20 protein-coding genes are annotated in these 23,227 nt (G+C 48.0%); 6 read left to right on the top strand and 14 right to left on the bottom strand.

Annotated features, from left to right (window positions below; all coding sequences use genetic code 11):
- Positions 1-44 precede the first annotated feature (44 nt).
- From HMPREF9194_RS03760 to HMPREF9194_RS03740, 5 genes are all read right to left on the bottom strand, one after another.
- The gene (locus HMPREF9194_RS03760; protein ID WP_016525048.1) at positions 45-1,481 is read right to left on the bottom strand and encodes an HD domain-containing protein; all 1,437 of its coding nucleotides are present in this window, start codon (positions 1,479-1,481) and stop codon (positions 45-47) included.
- A complete protein-coding gene (locus HMPREF9194_RS03755) occupies positions 1,435-2,340 on the bottom strand; it encodes an ABC transporter permease (RefSeq protein ID WP_016525047.1) in 906 nt (301 codons plus the stop codon). The genes HMPREF9194_RS03760 and HMPREF9194_RS03755 overlap by 47 nt, the downstream gene beginning before the upstream one ends.
- A complete protein-coding gene (locus HMPREF9194_RS03750; RefSeq protein WP_016525046.1) occupies positions 2,340-3,494 on the bottom strand; it encodes an ABC transporter permease in 1,155 nt (384 codons plus the stop codon). The genes HMPREF9194_RS03755 and HMPREF9194_RS03750 overlap by 1 nt, the downstream gene beginning before the upstream one ends.
- Complete coding sequence (locus HMPREF9194_RS03745) at positions 3,491-5,035, bottom strand: ABC transporter ATP-binding protein (protein ID WP_016525045.1); 1,545 nt, start codon at positions 5,033-5,035, stop codon at positions 3,491-3,493. The genes HMPREF9194_RS03750 and HMPREF9194_RS03745 overlap by 4 nt, the downstream gene beginning before the upstream one ends.
- Positions 5,036-5,127: 92 nt before the next feature.
- Positions 5,128-6,228, bottom strand: coding sequence for a BMP family lipoprotein (locus tag HMPREF9194_RS03740; protein ID WP_016525044.1), 1,101 nt, complete (start codon positions 6,226-6,228; stop codon positions 5,128-5,130).
- Between the two features lie 134 nt (positions 6,229-6,362).
- Here HMPREF9194_RS03740 and HMPREF9194_RS03735 point away from each other — a divergent pair, with 134 nt between their 5' ends.
- The gene (locus HMPREF9194_RS03735) at positions 6,363-8,288 is read left to right on the top strand and encodes an IdeS/Mac family cysteine endopeptidase (protein ID WP_156827988.1); all 1,926 of its coding nucleotides are present in this window, start codon (positions 6,363-6,365) and stop codon (positions 8,286-8,288) included.
- Here the strand turns inward: HMPREF9194_RS03735 and truB are convergent.
- The 9 genes from truB to HMPREF9194_RS03690 all read right to left on the bottom strand — a co-directional run bounded on the left by truB (position 8,285) and on the right by HMPREF9194_RS03690 (position 17,988).
- Complete coding sequence (gene truB, locus HMPREF9194_RS11790; protein WP_016525042.1) at positions 8,285-9,343, bottom strand: tRNA pseudouridine(55) synthase TruB; 1,059 nt, start codon at positions 9,341-9,343, stop codon at positions 8,285-8,287. The genes HMPREF9194_RS03735 and truB overlap by 4 nt on opposite strands.
- Positions 9,343-9,711 (bottom strand): 30S ribosome-binding factor RbfA, encoded by a 369-nt coding sequence (rbfA, locus tag HMPREF9194_RS03725; RefSeq protein ID WP_016525041.1) that lies wholly within the window; start codon positions 9,709-9,711, stop codon positions 9,343-9,345. Before rbfA ends, truB begins: the two co-directional genes overlap by 1 nt.
- A gap of 5 nt (positions 9,712-9,716) precedes the next feature.
- Positions 9,717-12,344, bottom strand: a complete 2,628-nt coding sequence (infB, locus tag HMPREF9194_RS03720; RefSeq protein ID WP_016525040.1) for a translation initiation factor IF-2 — start codon at positions 12,342-12,344, stop codon at positions 9,717-9,719.
- A 6-nt stretch (positions 12,345-12,350) separates the two neighbouring features.
- Positions 12,351-13,871 (bottom strand): transcription termination factor NusA, encoded by a 1,521-nt coding sequence (gene nusA / locus HMPREF9194_RS03715; protein ID WP_016525039.1) that lies wholly within the window; start codon positions 13,869-13,871, stop codon positions 12,351-12,353.
- Between the two features lie 2 nt (positions 13,872-13,873).
- Positions 13,874-14,359: an LSm family protein gene (locus HMPREF9194_RS03710; protein WP_016525038.1), complete on the bottom strand. Its 486-nt coding sequence runs from the start codon at positions 14,357-14,359 to the stop codon at positions 13,874-13,876.
- A 98-nt stretch (positions 14,360-14,457) separates the two neighbouring features.
- On the bottom strand, positions 14,458-15,210 hold the full coding sequence (locus tag HMPREF9194_RS03705; RefSeq protein ID WP_016525037.1) for a ComF family protein: 753 nt from the start codon (positions 15,208-15,210) through the stop codon (positions 14,458-14,460).
- A 91-nt stretch (positions 15,211-15,301) separates the two neighbouring features.
- The gene (locus HMPREF9194_RS03700; RefSeq protein ID WP_016525036.1) at positions 15,302-16,090 is read right to left on the bottom strand and encodes an ABC transporter ATP-binding protein; all 789 of its coding nucleotides are present in this window, start codon (positions 16,088-16,090) and stop codon (positions 15,302-15,304) included.
- Positions 16,090-17,004 carry an ABC transporter permease gene (locus HMPREF9194_RS03695; protein WP_016525035.1) on the bottom strand — a complete coding sequence of 305 codons (915 nt, stop codon included), beginning with the start codon at positions 17,002-17,004 and terminating at the stop codon, positions 16,090-16,092. The genes HMPREF9194_RS03700 and HMPREF9194_RS03695 overlap by 1 nt, the downstream gene beginning before the upstream one ends.
- A gap of 12 nt (positions 17,005-17,016) precedes the next feature.
- Entirely contained in the window at positions 17,017-17,988 is a 972-nt protein-coding gene (locus HMPREF9194_RS03690; RefSeq protein WP_016525034.1) for an ABC transporter substrate-binding protein, read from the bottom strand.
- Between the two features lie 162 nt (positions 17,989-18,150).
- On the opposite strand from HMPREF9194_RS03690, the gene HMPREF9194_RS03685 reads away from it, so the two are divergent.
- From HMPREF9194_RS03685 to HMPREF9194_RS03665, 5 genes are all read left to right on the top strand, one after another.
- Entirely contained in the window at positions 18,151-19,032 is an 882-nt protein-coding gene (locus tag HMPREF9194_RS03685; protein ID WP_245540719.1) for an AraC family transcriptional regulator, read from the top strand.
- Positions 19,033-19,121: 89 nt separating this feature from the next.
- Positions 19,122-20,675 carry an ABC transporter substrate-binding protein gene (locus tag HMPREF9194_RS03680; protein ID WP_016525032.1) on the top strand — a complete coding sequence of 518 codons (1,554 nt, stop codon included), beginning with the start codon at positions 19,122-19,124 and terminating at the stop codon, positions 20,673-20,675.
- The gene (locus tag HMPREF9194_RS03675; protein WP_016525031.1) at positions 20,672-21,616 is read left to right on the top strand and encodes an ABC transporter permease; all 945 of its coding nucleotides are present in this window, start codon (positions 20,672-20,674) and stop codon (positions 21,614-21,616) included. Before HMPREF9194_RS03680 ends, HMPREF9194_RS03675 begins: the two co-directional genes overlap by 4 nt.
- Positions 21,606-22,436 carry an ABC transporter permease gene (locus HMPREF9194_RS03670; protein WP_016525030.1) on the top strand — a complete coding sequence of 277 codons (831 nt, stop codon included), beginning with the start codon at positions 21,606-21,608 and terminating at the stop codon, positions 22,434-22,436. The genes HMPREF9194_RS03675 and HMPREF9194_RS03670 overlap by 11 nt, the downstream gene beginning before the upstream one ends.
- Positions 22,433-23,227 carry an ATP-binding cassette domain-containing protein gene (locus tag HMPREF9194_RS03665; RefSeq protein WP_016525029.1) on the top strand — a complete coding sequence of 265 codons (795 nt, stop codon included), beginning with the start codon at positions 22,433-22,435 and terminating at the stop codon, positions 23,225-23,227. Before HMPREF9194_RS03670 ends, HMPREF9194_RS03665 begins: the two co-directional genes overlap by 4 nt.

Below are 23,227 nucleotides of genomic sequence, written 5' to 3'. Positions count from 1 at the left end.
TATAGGTTTCATATTCATATATTCGGCATTTTTAAAACGGATATTTACTCAAAAAGGGCAAAAAAAGAGGCGGGTTTAAAACCGTTAATGATTTTTTCTTCCGGGTATAACTTAAAAAGATTCGCACGTCCGTTTTGTAGCTGCGGTGAAGTTATTCCGTAACGGATGGAACTGTCCGCTTCGACAAAGGCCGCAATGTGGTCGGCGACGCGCACGAGTTTGCCGTCGACGGGCGAAAATTCGTCCGCATTGTATTTTTCGTTCAAATCTTCAAACGATACGATTTTTTCGCGCATCCTGCCTTTGATTGTTCCGTTTTTGCGGTCGCTTTCAGCGGCACTTGCGGCTGTTGTTTCAGCGGCATTTTCGGCAAGGCTTTTTTCGATATGTTCGGCAGGCAGCAGAATTCTGTTTTCGAATTCGTCTCCGGTAAAATACATAAGCTCGTCTGCATAAAAATCTTCCATAAGCGGGCGCAATTCGTTTTCGACCGTTTCTGCTTCTATGCGTTTTACGACCGCAGGCAGCGTGTCGGTCGCCTGCTTAACCGGAGAAATAATGTCGCGCGTTACCGCTTCGGGAAGGTCGTGAAACAAAGCGGAAAAAAAATCGTTAAAGATGCGCTTTTCGCACAGCGAAAAAGGTTTTTCCGAAGGCGTCTTTTGTACGCGCACTTCTTCGGAACGCGCGTCTTTACGCCGGGAATACTCGTAACTTCGCGCAAGCAAAAGCGTTACGATCGCGACAAAAAATGAATGGCCGAGTACGGTCGTTTTGGGAACGCGCGGCGTTTGGTTCCACCGTATTTGAAAACGCAGCTGTTCGAGCACTATTAAAAATTCGTAGGGCCGCTGTTTTGCAATCAAAAGCTGCAAGCCTTCCAAATCCAAAAAAGGCTGGATATCGGCGTTCAAATCCTTTTCGATATTTTTAAGGCGGGAACGCTCGTTTACAAGAGCAATCATTTCGAATTCGCGCAAAGCGGAAAACTTGTGCGCCGCATTAAAAACGCGCTCGGTAAGACCGTCGTGCTTAAAATTGCCGGCGGAACAGTTTGTCATATAGGCGCAAAAACGCTCGTATAAATCTTCGTCGCGAATAATATCCTTATATTGGCACACAACCCATTCGTTTAAGCGCCGGTATTCGTCCGGATATTCGGTACGGATGCGCCGCTGCAAAGGCGATTTTATGTCGCAAAGGGCGATTTTTCTGAGGAGCTCGAACAAGGATGCGTAAATCATCCACTCCCAATCGATCCGGTGCCCTTTGCGTTCTTCGAATTTTCCGATAATATATGCGAGTACCATTTTTTCGGCACTTTTGTCCATTTCGATTAAATCGAAAGGACGCACCAAGTCGGTCCAGCGCTCTATGGAAAATCCTTCGAATAATTTTAAAATCAGTTCCTTTGTAATCATCGATGCTTTCGGATTAACTTGAACCTTGTTCGTAGGGTTTACCGTCTGCAGCCGGCGCATAGTTTTTGCCGCTGAACACAACCAAAGCGAGCAAGGTTATAACGTAGGGAAGCAGACTGAAAAACTCCGACGGGAACAAATTGCGCAAAGCCGGAATATTCACGACATAAATGGCAAAGGCGACGGCCGAGCCGAACAGCAGCGAAGAACCGGTAATGCCGGCAGGCCGCCAGCGGCCGAACGAAACGGCGGCAAGCGCGATAAAGCCCGCGCCGTTTATCGTCGACGATGTGTACTGAATGGTTTGCGTGAGCACCAAACAGCCGCCCGCCAAACCGGCCAAAAAGCCCGACGCCAAAACCGCAATGTAGCGTATACGGCGCACATTGATACCGACCGAAGCGGCCGCATGGGGATGTTCGCCGCATGCGCGCAAATGCAAGCCGAACGGCAGCTTATACATCACAAACCACACAATAAGAATAACCGCAAGCGCAATAAGAGCCGTCGGGTAAATGCCGTTCCAACCGGGAAGCATGCCCATTTGGTAGGGGCGCGTGCGGTCGGTATGAAACAGGATTTGCGAAAAAAAGATGGTTAAACCGCTTGCAAGCAAATTGATACCCGTTCCGGAAATCGTTTGATCGGCGTTTAAGGATACCGCCGCATATGCGTGAATGACGGACATAAGCATTCCGATGCAGGCGCCGACAAACAAGGCAAGCCATATCGAGCCGGAAAACGAGTTTTCCAAAAGCACGTGAACCGAAGCGGCGGCAAAGGCGCCTATCCCCATCAAACCTTCAAGCGCAATATTTACGACGCCCGATCGCTCGCATATCATGCCGCCGGCAGCCGTAATTAAAATCGGGGATACGATCATTAATATTGAAGGAACAAGCCCGCGTATAATGTCCATTATTCTTTCTCCTGTGTGAGCACTTTGCGCTCAAGATCTTTTTTTAAGCGCCATTGCAAATAAATTTTAAGTCCCGCACGCAAAGCGATAAACACGACGATTAAGCCCTGCATAATAAGAGTGATTTCTTTGGGAACGCCGTTATCCTGCATGATTCCCTGAGCGCGGGCAAGCATACCGAACAGCAAGCCTGCAAGCAGGGTGCCTCCGGCCGTATTGTTTCCGACAAGGGCAACCGCGATACCGGTAAAACCGTAGCCTTCCAAACCGACCGGAACGCGTCCGTAGGTGAACGAACCCAAAGCGACAATGCCGCCCGCAAGCCCCGAAAACGCTCCCGAAATCGCCATGGCGAGCACAATGCTTTTTACAACGGGAATGCCCGCATAGCGCGCGGCGTCTTTATTAAAACCGGTTGCCCGAAGACCGAATCCCAAATTCGTTTTTTCCATTAAAAACCAGTATAAAATGACGGAAATAATTGCAAAGAAAAATCCCAAGTTCAGGTTGGAACCGTTTGTAAGCACATCCAAAAAACCGACGCGTATAAGCGCCGTTTGAGGAAAGTTGACGGTACGGTAGGTGTTCGTGCCGGGAAGGCCCAAAATAACGATGCGGGACACATAGAGCGCGATATAGTTGAGCATGATGGTCGCAACGACTTCGGAAACTTCAAACTTCGCTTTTAAAAAGCCGACGATTCCGCCCCACACGGCACCCATAATAACGGCAGCCGCGATTGCGACAACCCAGTGAACGACCGGAATATGCGGAAGGGTCAAGGCAAGTACGGTTGCAATCGTCAACCCCGAAAGGTACTGGCCCTCGCCTCCGATATTGAACAAACCCGCGCGCGCGGCAAAGCCCATCGTAAGGCCGCACAAAATATAGGGAACCGATACGTTCAGCCATTCGCCTATGTAGCGGATTTCCCATTTCATAACGCCCCTGTTGTTCCAAAAAAAGCCGGTAAGCACTTGAAAAAACGATTTGAACATGCCCATCGGGTTGCGCCCGACAAGGCGTATAAGCAAGGCGCCGCACAAAAATCCGAGCACGACAACCAATAAGGATACGGCCGCATCCGAGTGAAGAAAAAAATTGATAAGGCCGCCGTTCGTTTTGGCGGCCGCTTTTGCCGATTGTTTTTTCATGCCGGAACCTCTTGCGTATTTTTATGTTTTGAACCCGCCATCATAACGCCGATTTCCCGTTCGGTAACTTCGCCCGCATTAAAGACGCCGACAATCGAGCCCTTCGATATGGTTGCGATACGGTCGCAGAGGTTCATAATTTCATCGAGTTCGAACGAAACAAGCAAAACCGCCCGCCCCTTGTCGCGCTCGTCGATAATCCTTTGGCGGATATATTCTATGGCGCCGACGTCCAAGCCGCGCGTAGGCTGCGCAACGACAAGCACTTCGGGCGAAAGTTCTATTTCGCGCGCGATAATAAGTTTTTGCTTGTTGCCGCCGGACATACTGCCGGCAATAGTTGCCGTTCCTTCTCCGGCGCGGATGTCGAAATCGCGGATAAGCTCGGCAGTTTTCGCTTCTATCGCCTGATAATTAAGCAGCCCGCTTTTGGAACTGTAAGGCGCTTTATAATAATTTTTAAGCACGATATTTTCGGCGGCGGTAAATTCGGATACCAAACCGTGCTTTTGCCGGTCTTCGGGAATGTGCCCGACGCCGGCTTCTATGCGTTCGCGGATACTGTATTTCGTAATATCGGTTCCGTTCAGCATAATACTGCCGCTTTCAACCGGCAAAAGTCCCGTAATCGCATAGATAAGTTCGCTTTGGCCATTCCCGTCAACGCCGGCAATACCGACGATTTCGCCGGCACGCACGTCGAGCGACAAATCTTTTACGGCAAGGCGGCCGCGGCTGCTTTTAACGCACAAGTGCTTCAATGCAAGCACGGTGCGGCTCGGATTCGCCGGTTTTTTATCGATTTCGAATTTAACCGCGCGGCCGACCATCATTTCGGCAAGGTCGTGCTCGGTTACGTCGGCAACGTTCACCGTACCGATCAGGCGGCCGCGGCGCAAAACCGTGCAGCGTTCGCCGACGGCTTTTATTTCGTCCAGCTTATGCGTAATAATGATGATTGTTTTGCCTTCGGCTTTCAGACGGCGGATAATGTTCATAAGCTCGTCGATTTCCTGCGGCGTAAGAACAGCGGTCGGTTCGTCGAAGATGATAATGTCGGCGTTGCGGTACAGCGTTTTAAGTATTTCCACGCGCTGCTGCATGCCGACCGTAATATCTTCTATTTTGTCGCGCGGATTTACCATAAGACCGTATTGTTCGGAAAGTTCGGCCACGCGTTTTTCCGCCGTTTTAAGATCAAGCACCCCAAAGCGGTTTACCGACTCCATTCCGAGTACGATATTTTCGGTAACCGTATAATTATGCACAAGCTTAAAGTGCTGGTGAACCATGCCTATACCCAAAGCGGTTGCCGCATTCGGATCCTTTATCTTAACTTCTTTTCCGCGTATTTTGATTATACCCTGATCGGCTTCATACGCGCCGAAAAGCACCGACATAAGAGTCGATTTTCCGGCACCGTTTTCGCCCAACAAAGCCAAAACTTCGTTTTCGCGGACTTTAATCGTTACATCATCGTTTGCAACGACGCCCGGAAAGGTTTTTGTGATGCCGATCATCTCTATCGCATTATTTTCCATATTACTTCCGCCTGCCGATAAAACAGGAGGAGCCCGAAAAGGCTTTTTCGAACTCCTCCAAAATTCAATTATTCGTAAACACCGGGTTTCGATTAGTCGTCTTTTGCGCCCAAACCGGCCGGAACAAGCCCTTTAGCCAAAGCTTCTTTATAAGTTCCGACAACTTTGACTTTTCCGGAAATAATATCGGCTTTCATCGCGTTTACTTTTTTTACAACGTCGGCCTTCAATTCTTTATTTGTCGTCGCATAATCGACGCCGTTTCCTGCCAAGTCGAGCCTGTACACGCCGCCCTTGAAGCTGCCGTCGGCAACGGCTTTTAACGACATCAGCGTCGCCGTTTCAACCTTTTTAATCATCGACGTAAGAACAACCGATTTTCCGTCGGCATAAACACCGTCTTCATATTGATCCGAGTCTACACCGATCGCCCATACTTTTTTGCCCTGCGAGCGGTATTCTTTAGCCTGCGCGATAGTGCCGTTTCCGGTTCCGCCGGCTGCAGAGAAAATCGTCGTAACGCCCGAATCGTACCAGTTTTTAGCTTGGGCTTTCGCTTTTTCGGGTGCGCCCCAGTCGTTCGCATAATAATCGACAATCTGTGCGTTGGGCAGCACTGAGCGGATTCCCTGCACATAGCCCATTTCGAATTTGGTGATCGTAGCTCCGGGAACGCCGCCGATAAAACCGAATTTGGGATTTTTAACTCCTTCGGCTTGAGCCTGCAAAGCGGCCGCAGCCCCGACGAGGAAAGAACCCTGTTCTTCCGAATATACGAACTCGGCCAAATTGGGTTTGCCGACCCAGTCCACGTCGATAATTACAAACTTCTGGTCGGGATACAAGGCTGCAACTTCGCCTACGGCTTCGGCAAAGGTAAAGCCGGTCGTAATGATAAGGTCGTAGCCCTTGTCGGCGGCTTGCTTTAAGTTCGGAATATACATATCCCGCGTTTGGCAGGCAACGACATCATATAATTGTCCGCGGTTTTTTTGATTTTCCCACGTGTCGCCGTAGAATTCCAAAATACCGCGCCATGCCGCCGCATTAAAGGATTTGTCGTCGATACTGGTATCATCGGTGATGAGCCGTATCGTAGGCAGAGTGCTTGACGCCGCGTCTTTATTGCCGCCGGCGAATACGATTCCGGCTACCGACAATAAAGCGATCAAAACGAGAAGAATTTTTTTCACTTTTTATTACCTCCATAGGACATCGGTCCTTCTTGCTACAGTCTACCCCATATCCGTGAAAAAAACAAGAATAAAAACAAATAAAAATTTGATAAAACTTGATTCTCAACCGAAAATCGTATATACTTTAAGATATGAAATTATATACAATTAAAAATATTAAAAGTATTATGATTATGTTGAGCCTATTCCTTTTACTTGTTTCGTGCAAAGAAGGTTATACGGCAAAAAAGGCTCCTGCCGCCCCTTTGGCGATTTCCGTCGCTTCCGATGAAACTTCAGTTTCCGTTGTGAAAGGCGATACGTACCGCCTGCAAGCGAAAGTTTTGCCCGAAAACGCGGCAAACAAAAGGCTCAGCTTTTCGTCGAGCGCCGAAGAAACCGCTTCGGTAAACCCCGACGGTTTAATTACGGCGCATAAAGAAGGCAATGCCGTGATTACGATCAGAGCGGCAAACGGCGTGCAAAAGGCAATAAATCTTACCGTTACGCCGGAACCGGTTCCCGTTACAAATATCGAATTTGAAGAAGAACCGCCCGCCTCTTTGATTATCGGCGATACCTATAAACTCAAGGCGAAAGTAGAGCCCGATAACGCGACCGATAAGTCCCTTACCTACGCCGCAAACAATAATAATGCGGCTGTTGCTCCCGACGGTATGGTAACCGCCCAATCGGAAGGTTCCGTAATCATAACCGTAGCATCCCAAAGCGCCCCCTCCAAAACGAAAACGGTTACGATTGAAATTAAAAAGAAGCCGCAAATCAAATACGAATCAAAACAAGCCGTTATGAGAGAAAGCGCTGCGGGAACATATACATTCGAAGTGCAAACGATAGACGGCAAATTGGATTATGAACCGTGCTTTACGTCGAATAAGGATAAGCTCCCGTGGATTACGGGAACTCCGGCAATCAGTTCACGAACCGATCCCAATAAGGATGAAATTTCGTTTACCTGTACGGAAAACAAAACCGTATGGGACAGGCGCGCATATATAAAGTTTTGGGATAAAACGGCAAAAGCCTATGTTAAAAATGCGGACGGCAAAGACGATTTGACCGTAAACATTATTCAAAAAAAGAATGAGAATCCCGTTGTGCATTACAAATGGGTTAAAGGTATCAATGCGCCTACTGCCGATCAAAAAGAAATAATGCCGATAATTTATAACAGTACCCCCACAGGCGATTATTATGAGCAGCCGTATGTGTTCAAGTGGAATGAAACTGCCGATACGAACTTTTACAATGCACGAAAATTATCCAAACTACGTAAGGATGATTTCCCGCACGATTATTTCGTGATAGAAGGGATAGACAATAAAAAGAAACAAGGAACAGATCTTAGTCAATGTTGGGCTAAAACCGCTTCCAATATGCTGCATTGGTGGTTTGAACAAAATAAAGACTATATTGAGCAGTATAAGCAAAAAGCTGCCATTGAAGCGTGGAAACGGCCTTTATATAAGCATGATTATATCAGAGGTTTAACCGATAAAGATGAAGGCAAAAAAAGCGATATAGCCAATATTTTTAGGGTCTACACACATGATAAGTCGTATGGCGGTTATATAGAAGACGGCCTGACGTGGTACCTGTATAAAAGAGACGGTCAAAAAACTTTAGGTTCAATCTATCCCGGGCTATTCAATGATGTTTTCACATTTGATACAAAACCTATTAATACGGAGCGGTGTGAAACAAAAAAAGAATTTGAACGGATTATGAATGAAGCGTTTGATAAGGGACGGGCGATCGGTTTGTTTTGGAAGGGTTCCAAAGGCAGACTATATCAACATGCCGTAACATGCTGGGGTGCGGCTTATGACGAAGAAAATAATATCATCTGCCTCTATATTGCCGAATCGAACTTAACGGAACCGGCTCTTTATCCGTACGGCGTTCAATACCGCGGCAACATCTATGATGAACCGGAGCAAAACAGAGCATATATGTTCAATTATTATTTAAGCAAACTTGAAGATATCTATGTCGACAGCATAACCACCTTAGACCTCGGCGAAGAGCAGTGGAAAGCGTGGCTGGCGGCGCACTAATGTATGACAAAACCGTACGCGAGCTTTCCGGTTTGCGCACTCCGCTCGACAACACCTAAAAACGTGCCGTCGGGCAAAAACACGGCAAAGGCTTGCGGCTCACTTTGAGCATCAAGCGGCGCTTGCAGCGACCGGGGGAAACGCTCAAAGTCCGTAAAAAAATCGGGTTTTAGCGTTTTTCCGTTTGCAAAATCGAAGCGGCGGTTCGGACGAAGCGTAAGCAAACCGAGCCCGCAGTATTTTGCCGCCTGTCGATCAAAGGACATAAGAGAACGGCGGATGAGGTTTTCACCGTCCTCGGCGCTTTTATCGCCGGAACAGCTCGGGCCGCTGCGGTCGGAAGATTCGGTTTGCGTGCGGCTCAGTACGGAATCTATCGTAAAGGAGCCGAGCATATCGGAAAATGAGGCTTGAGCGATATCGAAACACCCGACTTTCGTGCGCTTTAAGCCGATAAGGTGGGCGGCCGAACCGCAGGCTGCGGCCAAATCGCGCGCCAGGCTTCGAATATAGGTTCCTTTGGAAACATGAAAAAAAACGCGCGCATAACGCACACGGGACCGCCCGCCTTCCTGCACGAAGCGCATTTCAAGTATATCGCTTTGATACACGGCGACCTCGCGTTCGGGCAAAAGAGCCGCCCTTCCCTCCCGCGCAAGGTCGGAAGCTCTTTTTCCGTTTACATGAACGGCCGAATATGAGGGCGGCCGCTGCATAAGGTTGCCGCGAAAAGAGGTAAAAGCCCGCTCAAAAGAAGCCGCGTCGGGTAAAGGCGCACTGCGCACGACAGTTCCGCACGGATCGAGGGTATCGGTTTCTTCGCCGAAGGAAATAACGGCTTCGTAGGTTTTATCGAAAAGAGTAAAATACGGCACAAGGCGCGTAAGGCTTCCGGTCAAAACGACCAAAAGGCCTTCGGCAAAAGAATCGAGCGTACCGGTGTGACCGACCTTTTTCGTGTGCAGCGCTTTTTTTATACAGCCCAAAGACGCGAAACTGGTTATGCCGCTGTGTTTTGCGTACGGCAAAATGCCGGATACGGGACTCACATCCATCAGGTCTTGCGTTCGCCTTCGTGCTGTTCAAGCTCGTTGAGTTTTCGCACCATATCCATTCCTTCCTTTATGCTCGAATCGGCAATAAAAGTCAGTTTGGGGAATTGGCGCAGCCTCAGTTTTTTGCTCAACACGGTTTGAATAAAGCCCGCGGCATTTTCCAAGCCTTTAACGCCCTTTTCGGTCGATTTATCGGTCAAAAAACTGGAAACGTATACTTTCGCAAAGGACAAATCCCGGCTCACTTCAACCCGATTGATATTCAAAAAAGTTGAAACGCGCGGATCCTTTATCTGCTCGGAAATAATCATCGAAGCGATTTCTTCCCGAATCTGCTCGCCCAAGCGAATAAGACGGAATTCTCCCATCGATTTTAAGCCTCCGAATCCGAAGATTCTTTTTCCGCGGAAGCGTCTTTAGCTTCGGCACTATCGGCCTTCGCTTTTTCTTTTTTCGAAGTTTTTTTGGAAGCGCTTTCGCTGTCGCCGAGTTTGCGCGCAACTTCCGTGTATTCGAACACTTCAAGCTGATCGCCGACTTTAATGTCGTGCCATTGATCTATGCCGACGCCGCATTCGAATCCCGCGGCGACTTCTTTCGCATCGTCTTTAAACCGCTTGAGTGAAGACACTTTACCCGTGTAAATAACGATGCCGTCGCGGATAACGTTTACGCTGCTCGTGCGCTTGATAAGTCCCTGCGTAACGTAGGATCCGGCGATAAGGCCGACCTTCGGCACCTTGAACGTATCGCGCACTTCCAGCATACCGATAACTTCTTCTTTGACGTCCGGCTTGAGCATGCCTTCCATCGCAAGGGTGATTTCCTCAACCGCTTTATAGATGATGTTGTATTTGCGGATATCGACTTTTTCCTGATCGGCCAAAATCTTCGCTTTGGGCGTCGGGCGCACGTTAAAGCCGATGATAATCGCGTTCGAGTCGGCGGCCGCAAGCATAACGTCGCTTTCGTTGATTGCGCCGGCCGAAGAGTGAATGACGACCAAGCGTATATCGCGCGTCGACAGCTTTTCAAGCGATTCTTTAAGCGCTTCGGCGGAACCCTGCAAATCGGCTTTGACGATAACCTTGAGTTCCATAACCTCGCCCTCGTCGATTGTATCGTAGAGGTTGTCGAGCGTAACTTTTTTGATGTTCTTTGCGTCTTCAAAGCGCTTGAGTTCCTGCCGCTTAAGCGAAACGTCGCGCGCCGTGCGTTCGGTGTCGGTAACTTGGAAGGGATCGCCGGCATTCGGCATGGCTTCCAAACCGAGAATTTCAACCGGCATCGAAGGAGTCGCTTCGTCGATTTTTTGACCGCGGTCGTTAAAGATTGCGCGCACGCGGCCGGAATAAATACCGGCAACGTACGGATCTCCGGTGCGGAGCGTTCCGCGCTCGACGATAATCGTCGCGACAACACCGCGCCCGTGGTCTATGCGCGATTCTATAACCTTGCCCTCGGCGCGGCACTTCCAATTCGCCTTCAATTCGAGAATTTCGGCTTGCAGCAATATCGCGTCCAAAAGCTCGTCCAAGCCCTCTTTTTTAAGCGCGCTGATTTTTACAAACTGCGTTTGGCCGCCCCATTCTTCGGGCATAAGCCCCATCTCGGAAAGTTGCGTCATAACGCGGTCGGGGTTCGCTTCGGGTTTATCGATTTTATTTACCGCAACGACAATCGGGACGCCGGCATCTTTTGCGTGGTTTATCGCTTCGACCGTCTGCGGCATCACGCCGTCGTCGGCGGCGACAACCAACACGACAATGTCGGTAACCTTCGCTCCGCGCGCCCGCATCATCGTAAAGGCTTCGTGACCGGGCGTATCCAAAAAGGTAATACGTCCCTTAGGCGTTTCAACCATATATGCGCCGATGTGCTGGGTAATGCCGCCGAATTCGGTCGCGACCACGTTCGTACTGCGGATTGCGTCGAGGGTTTTCGTCTTTCCGTGGTCGACGTGTCCCATAATCGTAACAACCGGCGGCCGGGGAGCCATATCGGCTTCGTTGTCCTTTTCGGTTGCGATAACCGTTTCTTCATACAGACTGACGACTTTTACGTCGCAGTTGTATTCGGAAGCAAGCAAGGTCGCCGTATCCGAATCGATGGATTGCGTAATCGACACCATCATTCCCATCGACATCAGCTTGGCGATAATTTCCGACGCTTTTAAGTTCATCTTTTTGGCCAAATCGGAAACGGAAACGGTTTCCATAATTTCGATTCGTTCGGGAACTACGCTCGCCTTTGCGGCTTGCTTTTTTTTCTGATTAAAAAGTTTATCTTCCAAATCTTCTTCGCGGTCTTTACGCGAATAGACGGCTTTTTTCTTTGTAAACGTTTTTTTTGAAGGCGTTTTTTTCGTTTCGGGAAGCGGAGCTTGAGAACCGCCGAATCCCGGCCGCGGCATAAAACCCGGTCTTCCTCCGGCGCTTCGCCCTTCGCCCGGACGACGCGGACCGCTTCCGGTTCTGCCGGCTTGAAAACCGCCCGCCTTATAGCCGCCTTCGCGGCCCCTTTGTGCGCCGAATCCGCCTTGAGCATCGCGCCTGCCGCCCTGATATGACGGGCGTTCTCCCCTGCCCTGAAAACCGTCGCGGGACTGGGCGCCGTCGCGCGCTTGCGCTCCGGTAAAGCCCGAATCCTGATAGCGGTTCGGCCTGTTTTGTACCCTTGCCCCGGAAGCCCCGTAAGGACGGCCTGCAAGATTGCCCTGCTTTACGTTGGGACGGGGCGGACTTAATTCGGAAATTGAAGACGGTTTTTTGACGGAAAGGTTTTCGCTTGAAGGAGCGGCCGAAGAAGCGGGAACCGCTTTAACCGCAACCCGTACGGAAGCATGAGCCTCCGGCTTGGGCGCAACGGTTTTCTTTTTTACGACGACAACTTTTTTCTTTTCCGGCGCAGCCGTTCCTGCAGCGGATGCTGCAGACGGCGTTTGCTCGGGCCGCTGCTTGTTTACTCTGAACTTCGGTTTTTTATCCAATTCTTCCGCCATGTAATCCTACTCTTCGTCCTCATATTCAAAACTTAAACCGATACCGCAATTCGGACAATTTGTCATATCGGTCGTTATTTTTGCCCCGCATTCGGGACATTCGTATACTTCTTCATCCGGTTCGCCGGAAGGCGCCGCTTCTTTTTCCGCACTTTCATTTTCGCTCGCGCCTGCTTGAGCTGCGGCCGTTTCGGAATTTTCGGAGCCGGCGGCATTTTCGTCTTCGACGAATTCAACCGTTTGATCGATGAGGGCGCCGATTTCGTCTATACTTTGCTGCGAAAGATCTTCCATGCCGGCCAGTTTGCCCTCTTCTTTTGCCGTAATAAAATCCTGAATGTCGCTTATGCCGTGAGCAGCCAAAACCTCAACCGTTTTTTGATCCGCGCCGGGCAATTCGGCAAGCGAAGCGATTTCATACACCTCTTCGTCGGATTCGTTAAACAGATCGCGGGCGGCTTTGCGCGATTCGGCTAAAAGCTGATCGAAGTCTTCATATTGTTCTTCAGTTTTGACGTCGATGTTCCAATCGGCCAGGCGGTTCGCCAAGCGCACGTTCAAGCCCTGCTTGCCGATCGCCAACGAAAACTGGCTTTCCGGAACGACGGCCAAAGCTTGTCGTTTTTCTTCGTCCAAAATAACCACACCGGTAACTTCGGCCGGTGAAAGCGCGTTCTTTATAAATACGCGCGGATCCGGATCGTAGCGGAGAATGTCGATTTTTTCGCCCTCAAGCTCGCGTATAACCGCTTGAATGCGCACACCCTTTAAGCCGACGCATGCGCCGACCGGGTCGACGTCTTCGCGGTGCGAAAAAACCGCGATTTTCGTGCGGTAGCCGGCTTCGCGGACAATCTTAAAAATCTCGACCGTATTATCGTAAATTTCGGGAACTTCCAATTCGACGATCGCGCGTACCAATTCGGGATCGGTGCGGGACAGCACCACTTGCAAACCCGAATACGTTTTTTTTACGTCCACGACAAGCGCTCGTATGCGGTCGTTTTTGTGGTATACTTCGCGCGGCGATTGGAACTTTACGGGAAGGATTCCTTCCACATTGCCCAAGTTCACGTAAATATTGCCGTTGCGCTCGCGCTGATAATAACCGACGATAATTTCGCCGACCTTATCCTTGTATTCGGCCATGAGCGTGTCTTTTTGAATTTCGGACAAGGCTTGATGAGCGGTTTGCTTTCCCGTTTGCACGGCCGAAAGTTCAAAATCGCGCGGATCTATGAGAATGTCTATCTCGTCGCCGACTTCGCAGTCGGGGCTCATTTTCAGCGCATCTTCAAGTTCGATTTCGGTAACCGGATCGTAAACGCCGTCCACAATCATTTTGCGCGAATACACCGACACGTCGCTTAAATCGTCTTCGAATTCGACATAGCAATTATCCGATGTACCGTATGCGCGTTTGTACGCCGCCTTTATCGTATTTTCAACTGTTTTTAAAACAGCTTCCTCAGTCAAGCCTTTGTCTTGAATAAGCTGGTGAATTGCCTCCGCTAATTGTGACGCCATTTTCAGCCCTCCGTATCTGCCAATTTTGCCTTTGCGATATGTTCATACGCAAAGGTTTTCGTTTCGCCGGTTCCCGACACTTTCAGCTCGAGCGATTCGGATCCCGCGTTTTCGATAACACCGCTTGTCCAATCCGCAGCGTCCGTATCCCACACACGAACGTTCTTTCCGACGAACAAAGCGAACTCGGCCGCATTTTTTATATTGCGGGTCAAGCCCGGCGAAGTTACTTCCATAGAAATATCCTGCGCATTCAGCAACGCTTCAAGACGCGGCATCAAAAGACGGTGCACTTTCGCACAATCGTTTATACCGATCCCCTGCGCAGCGCCGTTTTGTGCGGCTTGCGGTCTCGAAATAACGGCGCGAATTTGAACGGCCGAATGCGTACGCCCGATTTTCAGTTCAACCAGGATATACCCCAAACCTTCAACGAGGCCCTTGCATTCCGAATAATAGTGCTGACTTTCAAGAGGCGTATACTCCATCTTTTTCCCTGTGTAAAAAAAAAGAGCCGTTTGAACGACTCCCAGCTTTGAGGATATTACTATGTTCTTGTCTACTATAGCACTTAGTGCCGAGACTGTCAACAGGCGAATAAGGTCAGCGCATAGACTTTTTGAACGCCCGCCTCTTTGAGAAGCGCCGCGCAGGTTTCGAGGGTAACGCCGGTTGTCATAATATCGTCGAGAAGGACGACTTGATGCGGAAGTTTTTGAGCGCACGCGGCTTTTTTGAACGCGCTTTTGAGCGCATACTGTTTTCCCAATCGGCTCAGGCGCTCGCTGCGGCTCAGCTTTTTTTGTTGCTGAGTGCCCAGTCTGACCAACGCCCTGCATATGCGGATCCCGTATAAGCCGCGCAAATACCGGCACAAATCCGCTATTTGATCCCAGCCCGTCTTTTTTATTTTTCCCGGGCGCGGCGGAACGGGAACAACGGTAAAACCTTCATAATAGCGCTGCAAAACCCGAAACAGCACGCGCGCAAAAAAGGGCGACAGCGAACGACTGCCCGCCATCTTCCAGCGGAAGAGCAATTCTTTTTTCCACAGCACATACGGATACAGGGGAAATGCGCCGTCGCAAAAGGTAAAAAGTTTTGCCTCGCGGCATTCAAGGCAGCTTTCTTTTTCGGATATAAGAATGCGGCCGCAAAAAGCGCAGCGTCTTTCTTTCGGCACAATGCCGCTTTCAAGCTCGCTTCGGCAGCGCGCGCATAGCGGCAGATAGGTACAAAAATCGCCGCACGACAGGCAATTTTGCGGCGCCAACAGTGCGGATGCACCGTACGCCCAAGCCGCTCGTATGCCGTAACGGATTTTAAACAGCGTTCCCATACCCCTTATTATAGGCCGCGCCGGTAAAAAAACGACAATCGCCGGATTTAAAAGTCTTTTTTATTTTTTCGTAGTATCCCCTTACTCCGCCTCACCCCAACAGCATGCGGTCGTTAAGGGTGCCGTCGGAGTTTTCGAATTTTTTAAGAAGATCGGCAACTTGGATATTCTTTTTTTCTTCTCCGCTTACGTCGTAAATAATGCGGCCTTCATGCATCATAATAAGGCGGTTGCCGTAACGGATGGCATTTTTCATATTGTGCGTTACCATAAAGGCGGTAAGTTTGTCGCGCTGAATTATTTCTTCGGTAAGGTCGAGTACTTTTTGCGCCGTTTTGGGATCGAGGGCGGCGGTATGTTCGTCCAAAAGCAACAATCTGGGTTTTTGGAGTGTCGCCATAAGCAGGGTCAGCGCTTGGCGTTGGCCGCCCGACAAAAGCCCTACTTTTGCACTCATGCGGTTTTCCAAGCCCAAGCCTAAGACGGCAAGCTTTTCGCGGTACAATCGGCGTTCGGCGCTGCTTATTCCCCAGCGCAAGGTACGCCTTTTGCCGCGGCGGTACGCGAGGGCGAGGTTTTCTTCTATCTGCATTGTCGCGGCCGTTCCGCGCATGGGATCTTGAAACACGCGGCCGAAAAAGGCGGCTCTCTCGTATTCTTTTAACGCGCTTATATCGCGGCCGTCCAAAACGATCGTTCCTTCATCGGCCGTATAGACGCCCGCTATCAAATTCAGCAAGGTTGATTTTCCGGCTCCGTTCCCGCCGATAACCGTGACGAAATCGCCGGGCGCCAAATCGAGGCAGAGGTCGTGCAGGGCTTTTTTTTCGGTAATCGTTCCGGCGTTAAAGGTTTTGGAAACATGTTGAATACGCAGCATTACGCACCGCCCTTTTGCGATATTTTAAACAGCTTTTTGCGCACAAAGCTTTTTTTGATAACGGGAATCGAAAGCGCAAAGGCGACGATACAGGCGGTTAACAGCTTGAGGTCGGTCGATTTCATGCCGAGCTGGAGTACAAGCGCAATAATGATTCGGTATACGGCGGAACCGAGCACAACGCCCGCAAGCGTGTACCAAAAGGCAATTCGGTGGCCGAAAATAACTTCGCCGATGATAATCGAGGCAAGACCGATGACAATCGCTCCGGTTCCCATGCCAACATCGGCGTAACCCTGACTTTGCGCAACCAAGGCGCCCGAAAGTGCGGTCAGTCCGTTCGACAATGCCAAACCGATAAGCTTCATGTTTTCGGTATGTATGCCCTGCGCGCGCGCCATATGCTCGTTTGTGCCGGTCGCCCGGATCGCGGAACCCGTTTCGGTGCCGAAAAACCAATACAAAAGCGCAATAAGAGCCGCCGAAAAGACAGCGCCGGTTATAAGCGAACTGAGATTTTTCCCCGCACCCGTCACATCGGAAAGCCGGTTCATAAGCGTGGCAACGCCGAGAAGCGGAATGTTCGCCTTGCCCATAACTCTGATGTTTATCGAATACAAGGCGATCATCGTTAAAATGCCGGCTAAAATACCGGGAATTTTCAGTTTTGTGTGCAAGAGGGCCGTCGCCGCTCCCGCAAGGCAACCTGAAGCAAAGGCGGCTACAACCGCTAAAAAAGGATCGACACGGGCGCTTATAAGCACGGCACCGACCGCGCCGCCCAGGGCAAAGCTTCCGTCGACGGTCAGGTCGGGAAAGTCGAGCACTTTAAAGGTGATAAAAACGCCTAATGCCATAATGCCCCACAGGATTCCCTGCGAGGCGGCTCCCTGTACGGCGAGTAAAAATCCCATACTTTAATCCGCTCAGCGCAGATCCGACGGAATCGCGATGCCGATTGCCGAAGCCATGTCTTCGTTTACCGTCAAATTAAAGGAACTGACGTATTCGATGGGCATGTCGGCGACTTTCTTTTCGCCGCGCAAAATCTCGGCGGCTTGGCGGCCGGTTAATTTTCCCAATTCGTAATAGTTTATGCCGTAGGTTGCAAGACCGCCGCGCATAACCGGCCCTTCTTCGCCGCAGATAACCGGAATCTTCGCTTCCCGCGCGATCATTCCGACCGTGGTAATACCCGCGGCAACCATATTGTCGGTGGGAACGTAAATCGCGTCGACTTTGCCGACGAGGTTTTGCACCACTTGCTGAAGTTCATTCGAATTGGAAACGGTCGCATCCGTGTACGCAAGGCCGATTTCGCCGCACGTTTTTTTTGCGATTTCAACTTGGAAAATCGAATTTTGTTCGCTCGAATTATACAAAAGCGCAACCCGCTTTGCGTTCGGCGCCAATTTTTTCAAAAGCTTTATTTGCGCATCGACGGGAGTTAAATCGGAAGTGCCGCTTACGTTCGTTCCGGGCTTGCTGTTCGATTTTACAAGCTTTGCCGATTCGGGATCGGTTACCGCCGTTACGAGGATGGGAATCGTATCGGTCAAATTCGCAACGGCTTGTGCGGCGGGAGTCGCAATCGCCAAAATAAGATCGCAGCGGTCGTTGATGAATTTTTGCGCTATCGTTTGGCAGTTTGCCTGCTCGCCCTGCGCGTTTTGATAATCGATGACGACGCTCGAACCGTCGACATAGCCCGCTTCGGCAAGCGCGTCTTTAAAACCCTTATATGCGGCATCAAGCGCATCGTGTTCCACCAGCTGCAAAACGCCTACGCGGGGCAGTTTTTTTTCCTGATTTCCCGAACCGCTTTGATTTTTGGAACACGCGGCAAAAAAACTTACAAGCACGAGCACACACAGCGCAACACCGATTTTTCTTTTCATACAACTCCTCCTGTTTGAAGCCGGCGGCGCCGTTTCAGCCGCGAGCTTCAAAACTTTTCCCGGTTAAGGACTTTTTTAATACTTTGTACTATATATAAAACGTTCGGCGCAAGTCAAGAGATATTGTATTAAACTCGTTCTTTATGTTATTTTAAAATGATTATGGTGAAACAAAATATAAAAGATAAAACAATTACGATAGAGTTATACAAGGGTGTCAAAATAGAATTTTACGATACGGAGACGGATGAAATATATGAACTGAAAGGAAAGCCGCGCAATGTTTTTCGAATCGATTATTGCAGACAAGGTATTTTGGAAGGCGAATTCGAAAACATGTCTTTTGCATATTTAGGCGAAAAAGAAACCGCGATAAATTATGAAAAATTGGCATTATTAAGAACATTCTTCCCTTTACGGATTTACAAGGGCGTGAGCATTCTGTTCTTTTTCGATGAGCTGGACGAAGGATTTACAACTATGGCACAAGCATTCAATATCGACATAAAAGATATGTGTACCCGTTTCCACTTAAAAAACGGATGGTATAAAATAAAACCGGGTTCCGGAATTACGGAAATTTTGGATAGACTGTACGGAGAAACCATGCAGCGGGACATTGCCTACTTACAAATCAAAACATTCGAGATTCTGCATTTGCTCACGCAGCTCGATTCTTCCGAATACCGCGAGCCGGATTTTTTTTCGGGGTACAACATCAATAAAGTAAAAAAAATACATGCCCTCATGGTAAACAATCTTGATAAAAATGTTCCTTTCCAGCGGATAGTAAAAGTAGAAGATTTAAGCTATACGATTTTCCAAAAACTGTTTAGACAAATTTACGGCGACAGTCCGTACTCGTATCTGAAAAAATATAAACTTAAAACGGCGGCCTTTTATATTTCGTCTACAAATAAAAAGATTATAGAAATCGCATCCGACTTGGGCTATGCAAACGCAAGCAAATTTTCCGATGCTTTCAAATCCGTATACGGAATGACTCCCCTACAGTACCGCAACGGAAGCGTTAAAAAATATTAAAACGGAGTATTTTCAATCAAAACAGAGTAGCAAAAAAATGATATTCCCTATAAGTTAGAATATACTAACTTATATTCAGGAGAATTCTTATGAAACGCATACTTTTATGTATGGTCGCCGTGAGTCTTGTACTTTTTTCATGCTCTGCAAAAAACGCAGCAAAAAAAGAGGAGAAAACGGTGCTTAAAATAGGCGCCATACGGGATTTTAAACAATCTAAAGAAGGAGCCACGCTGATTTTTGACGCATTGCTGAAAATTACGCCCGATTATACTCCTCTTCCCAATATTATTACCGACTGGACGAGAAACGATACGGCAACGGAATATAATCTTACCATGCGTACCGATATTCTTTTTTCGGACGGAACACCGCTTACCGCACAAATCGTAAAATATGATCTCGAAAATGCGGCACCCATGATGTGGTGCGGTTTTTCATATTTACTGGAAGAAGTTTCCATAACGGATTCCTCACATCTAAAGATCAAACTTACCGCTCCCTATTATTTTTTGCCGCACGATCTTGCGGTCGTACCCGCAATAAAAGAAAACGGCATCGACGAAGCGATGAATATTACGGATTTTACGGGAACCGGTCCGTATATATTGACGGATTATCGCGAAGGTCAAAGCGCTTCATTGACAAAAAATAAGACATATTGGAACGCACCCGGTCCCGACTCTTTTTCCGTTCCGCAAGTGGAATGGCTCGTTATTACCGACAGCAGTGCACGAGATCTGGCGCTTTCTTCCGGTCAAATCGACGTACTCGGCATAAGCGAACATTATTTATCGATAGAATACCCTTCAATTAATGATTTGGTTAAAGTAAAAAAAATGAATTTTGTCGAAGAACCTAAAGAGGTTTTTACCTCGCTTATGAGTATCGGCTTTAACTGGAAAGAAGGTTTTTGCAGCGATCGTTCGCTTCGCCGGGCAATGGAATACGCCGTAGACCGGCAGGAACTTACGGATAAAATCTTTTTCGGAATACCCGAAGCGCTCGGACATCAGTTTAATCCCGCCTTTATGGATGGCCCTCAAAACGAAAAGCCCTATTATTACGATCCGGAGCTTGCAAAAAGGATTCTTGCCGAAGCCGGATATAAGGATACCGACAACGACGGTATCCTTGAAAAAAACGGCAAAAATGTTTTGCTGCGTTTTCTGATTTCTTCAAAAGAAGACTATCAGCGAGACTTGGCGGTTTTCGTTAAATCGGAATTGCGCAAACTCGGAATCGATTGCGAAATCATTCCGGCAGCAGGTGAAACAATGAAAGAACGTTTTAAAACCGGCAGTTACGATTTAGCCATTCAGCATCCGTGGTACGAACCGATTATCGGAGCCGTTACCTATTTCGGTTTCGACGACAGCTATACGGACTACGGTTTAAGTTATGCCGTAAACAAAAAGTCCGTAGAAGCGGCACAAGCTTTAATCGTATCACAAAACGAAGAGCAAATTAAAAAGAACGCGGGCGCCCTATGGCACGAACAATATGAAGAGTGCGTAACGCTTCCCGTTTGTACAAGTTCCCGCCTTGCGGTTTTTAACTCCCGCTTCGAAGGATTCCGATTTAACGGGAACATATACATGATCGATTTAAGTGAAGTTAAAACCCGCAGCATAAAACAATGAATCCGATCAATGCGTCGATCAGAAAGCTGCTGATGATTCTGCCGACGGTACTGCTTTTGTCGCTTTTAAGCTTTTCTGTTATTTACTTTGCCCCCGGCAGCGCAGAGAAACTCCTGTTGGGTGCAAAGAACCAAAGGGGCTTTATCAGCGACGAAGCCGCAAAAGCATACGGTAAAAAACTCGGACTCGATAAACCTTTCGGCACTCTGTATGCGGCATGGCTTACCGGCGTGCTGAAAGGTGATTTCGGAAAATCATACAGAACCGACGAGCGTGTTCTATCCGTTTTTATAAACCGTTTTTCGGTAACCTTTAAACTTGCCTGCCTTACGACGTTGATTTATTTTTTGTTCGGCGTTCCGCTCGGCATGGCAGCCGCCGTAAGAAAAAACGTGTTGTGCCGTTTTCTTTTGCGGCATTGGCGCGTTATTTGCATGTCGATTCCGTCATTTTGGATCGCCGTAATTTTGGTATGGTTCCTTGCAACCTATGCGCCTGCGATTCCCACTATAGGCTACCACGGCATCAAAAGTTTAATAGTACCGGCGCTTTTAATGGGAATAATGTCCTTTCCCAACCTTACATGCGTTATTCAAAATAAAACCGAAACGATTCTCAGCAAGCAATTTATTATTTCGGCAAATGCGCTCGGCATTCCGCAAAAAACTATCTTTATAAAACATATTTTAAAAAATATTGCGCCTCCGGTAATCGCAGTCGCCTGCCTTGATTTCAGCGGTTTTATCGGCGGGGCAATTCTAATAGAAAACATATTTTCCGTTCCGGGATTGGGTCTTATGCTTACGGAATCGATAAACGTAAAAGATTATCCGGTAATTGCAGGAACGCTTTTTTTGCTGGGGCTTTTTATAAATCTTTTAAATTTGACTGCGGAAATTCTGTATTGCGTAATTGACAAACGGGGCATTCATGAAAGATAAAAAGAAGTATCGGCTGCAAATTATTATTTATTCGGTCTTATGTTTCGTTATTCTTTTATCTGTTATTTTATCCGATGTCGTCGCCGCTCCCGAAATAAACGCCGTATTGGAAAACAGATTTTTGCCGCCCTCGCCGAATCATTTTTTCGGAACGGACGATTTCGGCCGCGATGTTTTTTTACGGACGTTACAAGGTTTCAAATATACGTTTTTTATCGCCTTAACGGCACAAATTTTCAGCTTTTTATTGGGCGGAATCGCCGGTTTGATTACCGGTTATTACGGCGGTATAATTGACGAAATTTTTTATTATTTTTGCAACATTATTCTCTCTTTTCCGATAATTGCCGCAGTTATCTTTTTTTCGGCGATATTCGGCAGCTCCGTTTTCATTTTAATCGTATTGTCGATCGTTTTCGGTATGATGTTCAATGTAAAAGTCGTAAGAAGCGAAATAATGGTTTTAAAACACAGCAATTTTGTCGCGGGCTTAAAAATTATCGGTGCCTCCGATTTCTTCATCGTAACACATCATTTACTGAAGCCGGCATTCATGCTCATTCTGCCGACTTTTCCGCTTATTTTGGGACACATTATAATCGGCATTTCCGCCTATTCGTTTTTAGGTTTCGGGGTGCAGCCGCCAAAGCCGGAAATAGGACTGATTTTAAAAGAATCGATCCGCTTTATAAATTATGCGCCGTGGCTTATGATTTTTCCCGGACTTTTTCAGTTCGCGGTTATTCTCATTCTTTCCAATCTGTCCGAAGCGGTTCAAAATTTTATGCGTTACACAAAAGATTTGCGGAGAAAAATATGAATGATACCGTATTGAAAATAAATAACTTAACGGTTGATTTTTTACTCGGCGAGAAAAAAAAGCGGGTTATAAGAAATCTTTCGTTGGAAATCAAAAATGAAATTTTCGCAATTATGGGAGAAACGGGCTGCGGCAAATCGGTACTCGCTGCGAGCATTTTAGGACTTTTACCTTCAAATGCGCTCGTAAACGGGTCCGTTTTATATAAGGAAAAAAAGATTTCCGATTTAAAAGAAAAAGAATACAACCGTTTGCGCGGAAAAGAAATAGCGCTTGTACTGCAAAGTTCCGCCGATTCTTTAAATCCGCTTTTAAAAATACAGACGCAGCTTTCAATTCCTATAAAAGTTCACGGCGTATGCAAAACCGCAGATGCGGTGCGTTTCTATTCCGAAACGCTGCTGAAAAATGTTTCGCTGAAAAAGGGTGTTTTAAAACTGTATCCCTTTCAGTTAAGCGGCGGAATGCAGCATAGGATTCTGACGGCATTAGGGCTTTCGTGCAAACCTTCGGTTTTGATATTGGACGAACCGACCCGCGGGATGGATATGGTTTTACGGAACGAATACGCTTCGCTGATAAAATCCGTTTATGATACGGAAAAAATCGCGATTCTGTTTATTACCCACGATTTGGAACTTGCACAAAAACTATCGCACCGCTGCGCGCTTATGCACAACGGAGAAATTGTAGAAGAAGGTGAAACGCAAAAAGTATTTAACGACCGGCGTTCGGCATATTTTCGTTCTCTCATAGCCGCAATGCCGAAAAACCTTGCGAGGCGGCAATAA

It is taken from the genome of Treponema maltophilum ATCC 51939 (assembly GCF_000413055.1).
GTDB classification, from domain to species: domain Bacteria; phylum Spirochaetota; class Spirochaetia; order Treponematales; family Treponemataceae; genus Treponema_C; species Treponema_C maltophilum.
This window is presented reverse-complemented; position numbering and strand designations above follow the sequence as displayed.

Coding starts and splice junctions, on each gene's coding strand:
- HMPREF9194_RS03760 (WP_016525048.1), bottom strand. CDS start 1,481: ATGCGCCGGCTGCAGACGGTAAACCCTACGAACAAGGTTCAAGTTAAT.
- HMPREF9194_RS03755 (WP_016525047.1), bottom strand. CDS start 2,340: ATGGACATTATACGCGGGCTTGTTCCTTCAATATTAATGATCGTATCC.
- HMPREF9194_RS03750 (WP_016525046.1), bottom strand. CDS start 3,494: ATGAAAAAACAATCGGCAAAAGCGGCCGCCAAAACGAACGGCGGCCTT.
- HMPREF9194_RS03745 (WP_016525045.1), bottom strand. CDS start 5,035: ATGGAAAATAATGCGATAGAGATGATCGGCATCACAAAAACCTTTCCG.
- HMPREF9194_RS03735 (WP_156827988.1), top strand. CDS start 6,363: ATGAAATTATATACAATTAAAAATATTAAAAGTATTATGATTATGTTG.
- truB (WP_016525042.1), bottom strand. CDS start 9,343: ATGGATGTGAGTCCCGTATCCGGCATTTTGCCGTACGCAAAACACAGC.
- rbfA (WP_016525041.1), bottom strand. CDS start 9,711: ATGGGAGAATTCCGTCTTATTCGCTTGGGCGAGCAGATTCGGGAAGAA.
- infB (WP_016525040.1), bottom strand. CDS start 12,344: ATGGCGGAAGAATTGGATAAAAAACCGAAGTTCAGAGTAAACAAGCAG.
- nusA (WP_016525039.1), bottom strand. CDS start 13,871: ATGGCGTCACAATTAGCGGAGGCAATTCACCAGCTTATTCAAGACAAA.
- HMPREF9194_RS03710 (WP_016525038.1), bottom strand. CDS start 14,359: ATGGAGTATACGCCTCTTGAAAGTCAGCACTATTATTCGGAATGCAAG.
- HMPREF9194_RS03705 (WP_016525037.1), bottom strand. CDS start 15,210: ATGGGAACGCTGTTTAAAATCCGTTACGGCATACGAGCGGCTTGGGCG.
- HMPREF9194_RS03700 (WP_016525036.1), bottom strand. CDS start 16,090: ATGCTGCGTATTCAACATGTTTCCAAAACCTTTAACGCCGGAACGATT.
- HMPREF9194_RS03695 (WP_016525035.1), bottom strand. CDS start 17,004: ATGGGATTTTTACTCGCCGTACAGGGAGCCGCCTCGCAGGGAATCCTG.
- HMPREF9194_RS03690 (WP_016525034.1), bottom strand. CDS start 17,988: ATGAAAAGAAAAATCGGTGTTGCGCTGTGTGTGCTCGTGCTTGTAAGT.
- HMPREF9194_RS03685 (WP_245540719.1), top strand. CDS start 18,151: ATGGTGAAACAAAATATAAAAGATAAAACAATTACGATAGAGTTATAC.
- HMPREF9194_RS03680 (WP_016525032.1), top strand. CDS start 19,122: ATGAAACGCATACTTTTATGTATGGTCGCCGTGAGTCTTGTACTTTTT.
- HMPREF9194_RS03675 (WP_016525031.1), top strand. CDS start 20,672: ATGAATCCGATCAATGCGTCGATCAGAAAGCTGCTGATGATTCTGCCG.
- HMPREF9194_RS03670 (WP_016525030.1), top strand. CDS start 21,606: ATGAAAGATAAAAAGAAGTATCGGCTGCAAATTATTATTTATTCGGTC.
- HMPREF9194_RS03665 (WP_016525029.1), top strand. CDS start 22,433: ATGAATGATACCGTATTGAAAATAAATAACTTAACGGTTGATTTTTTA.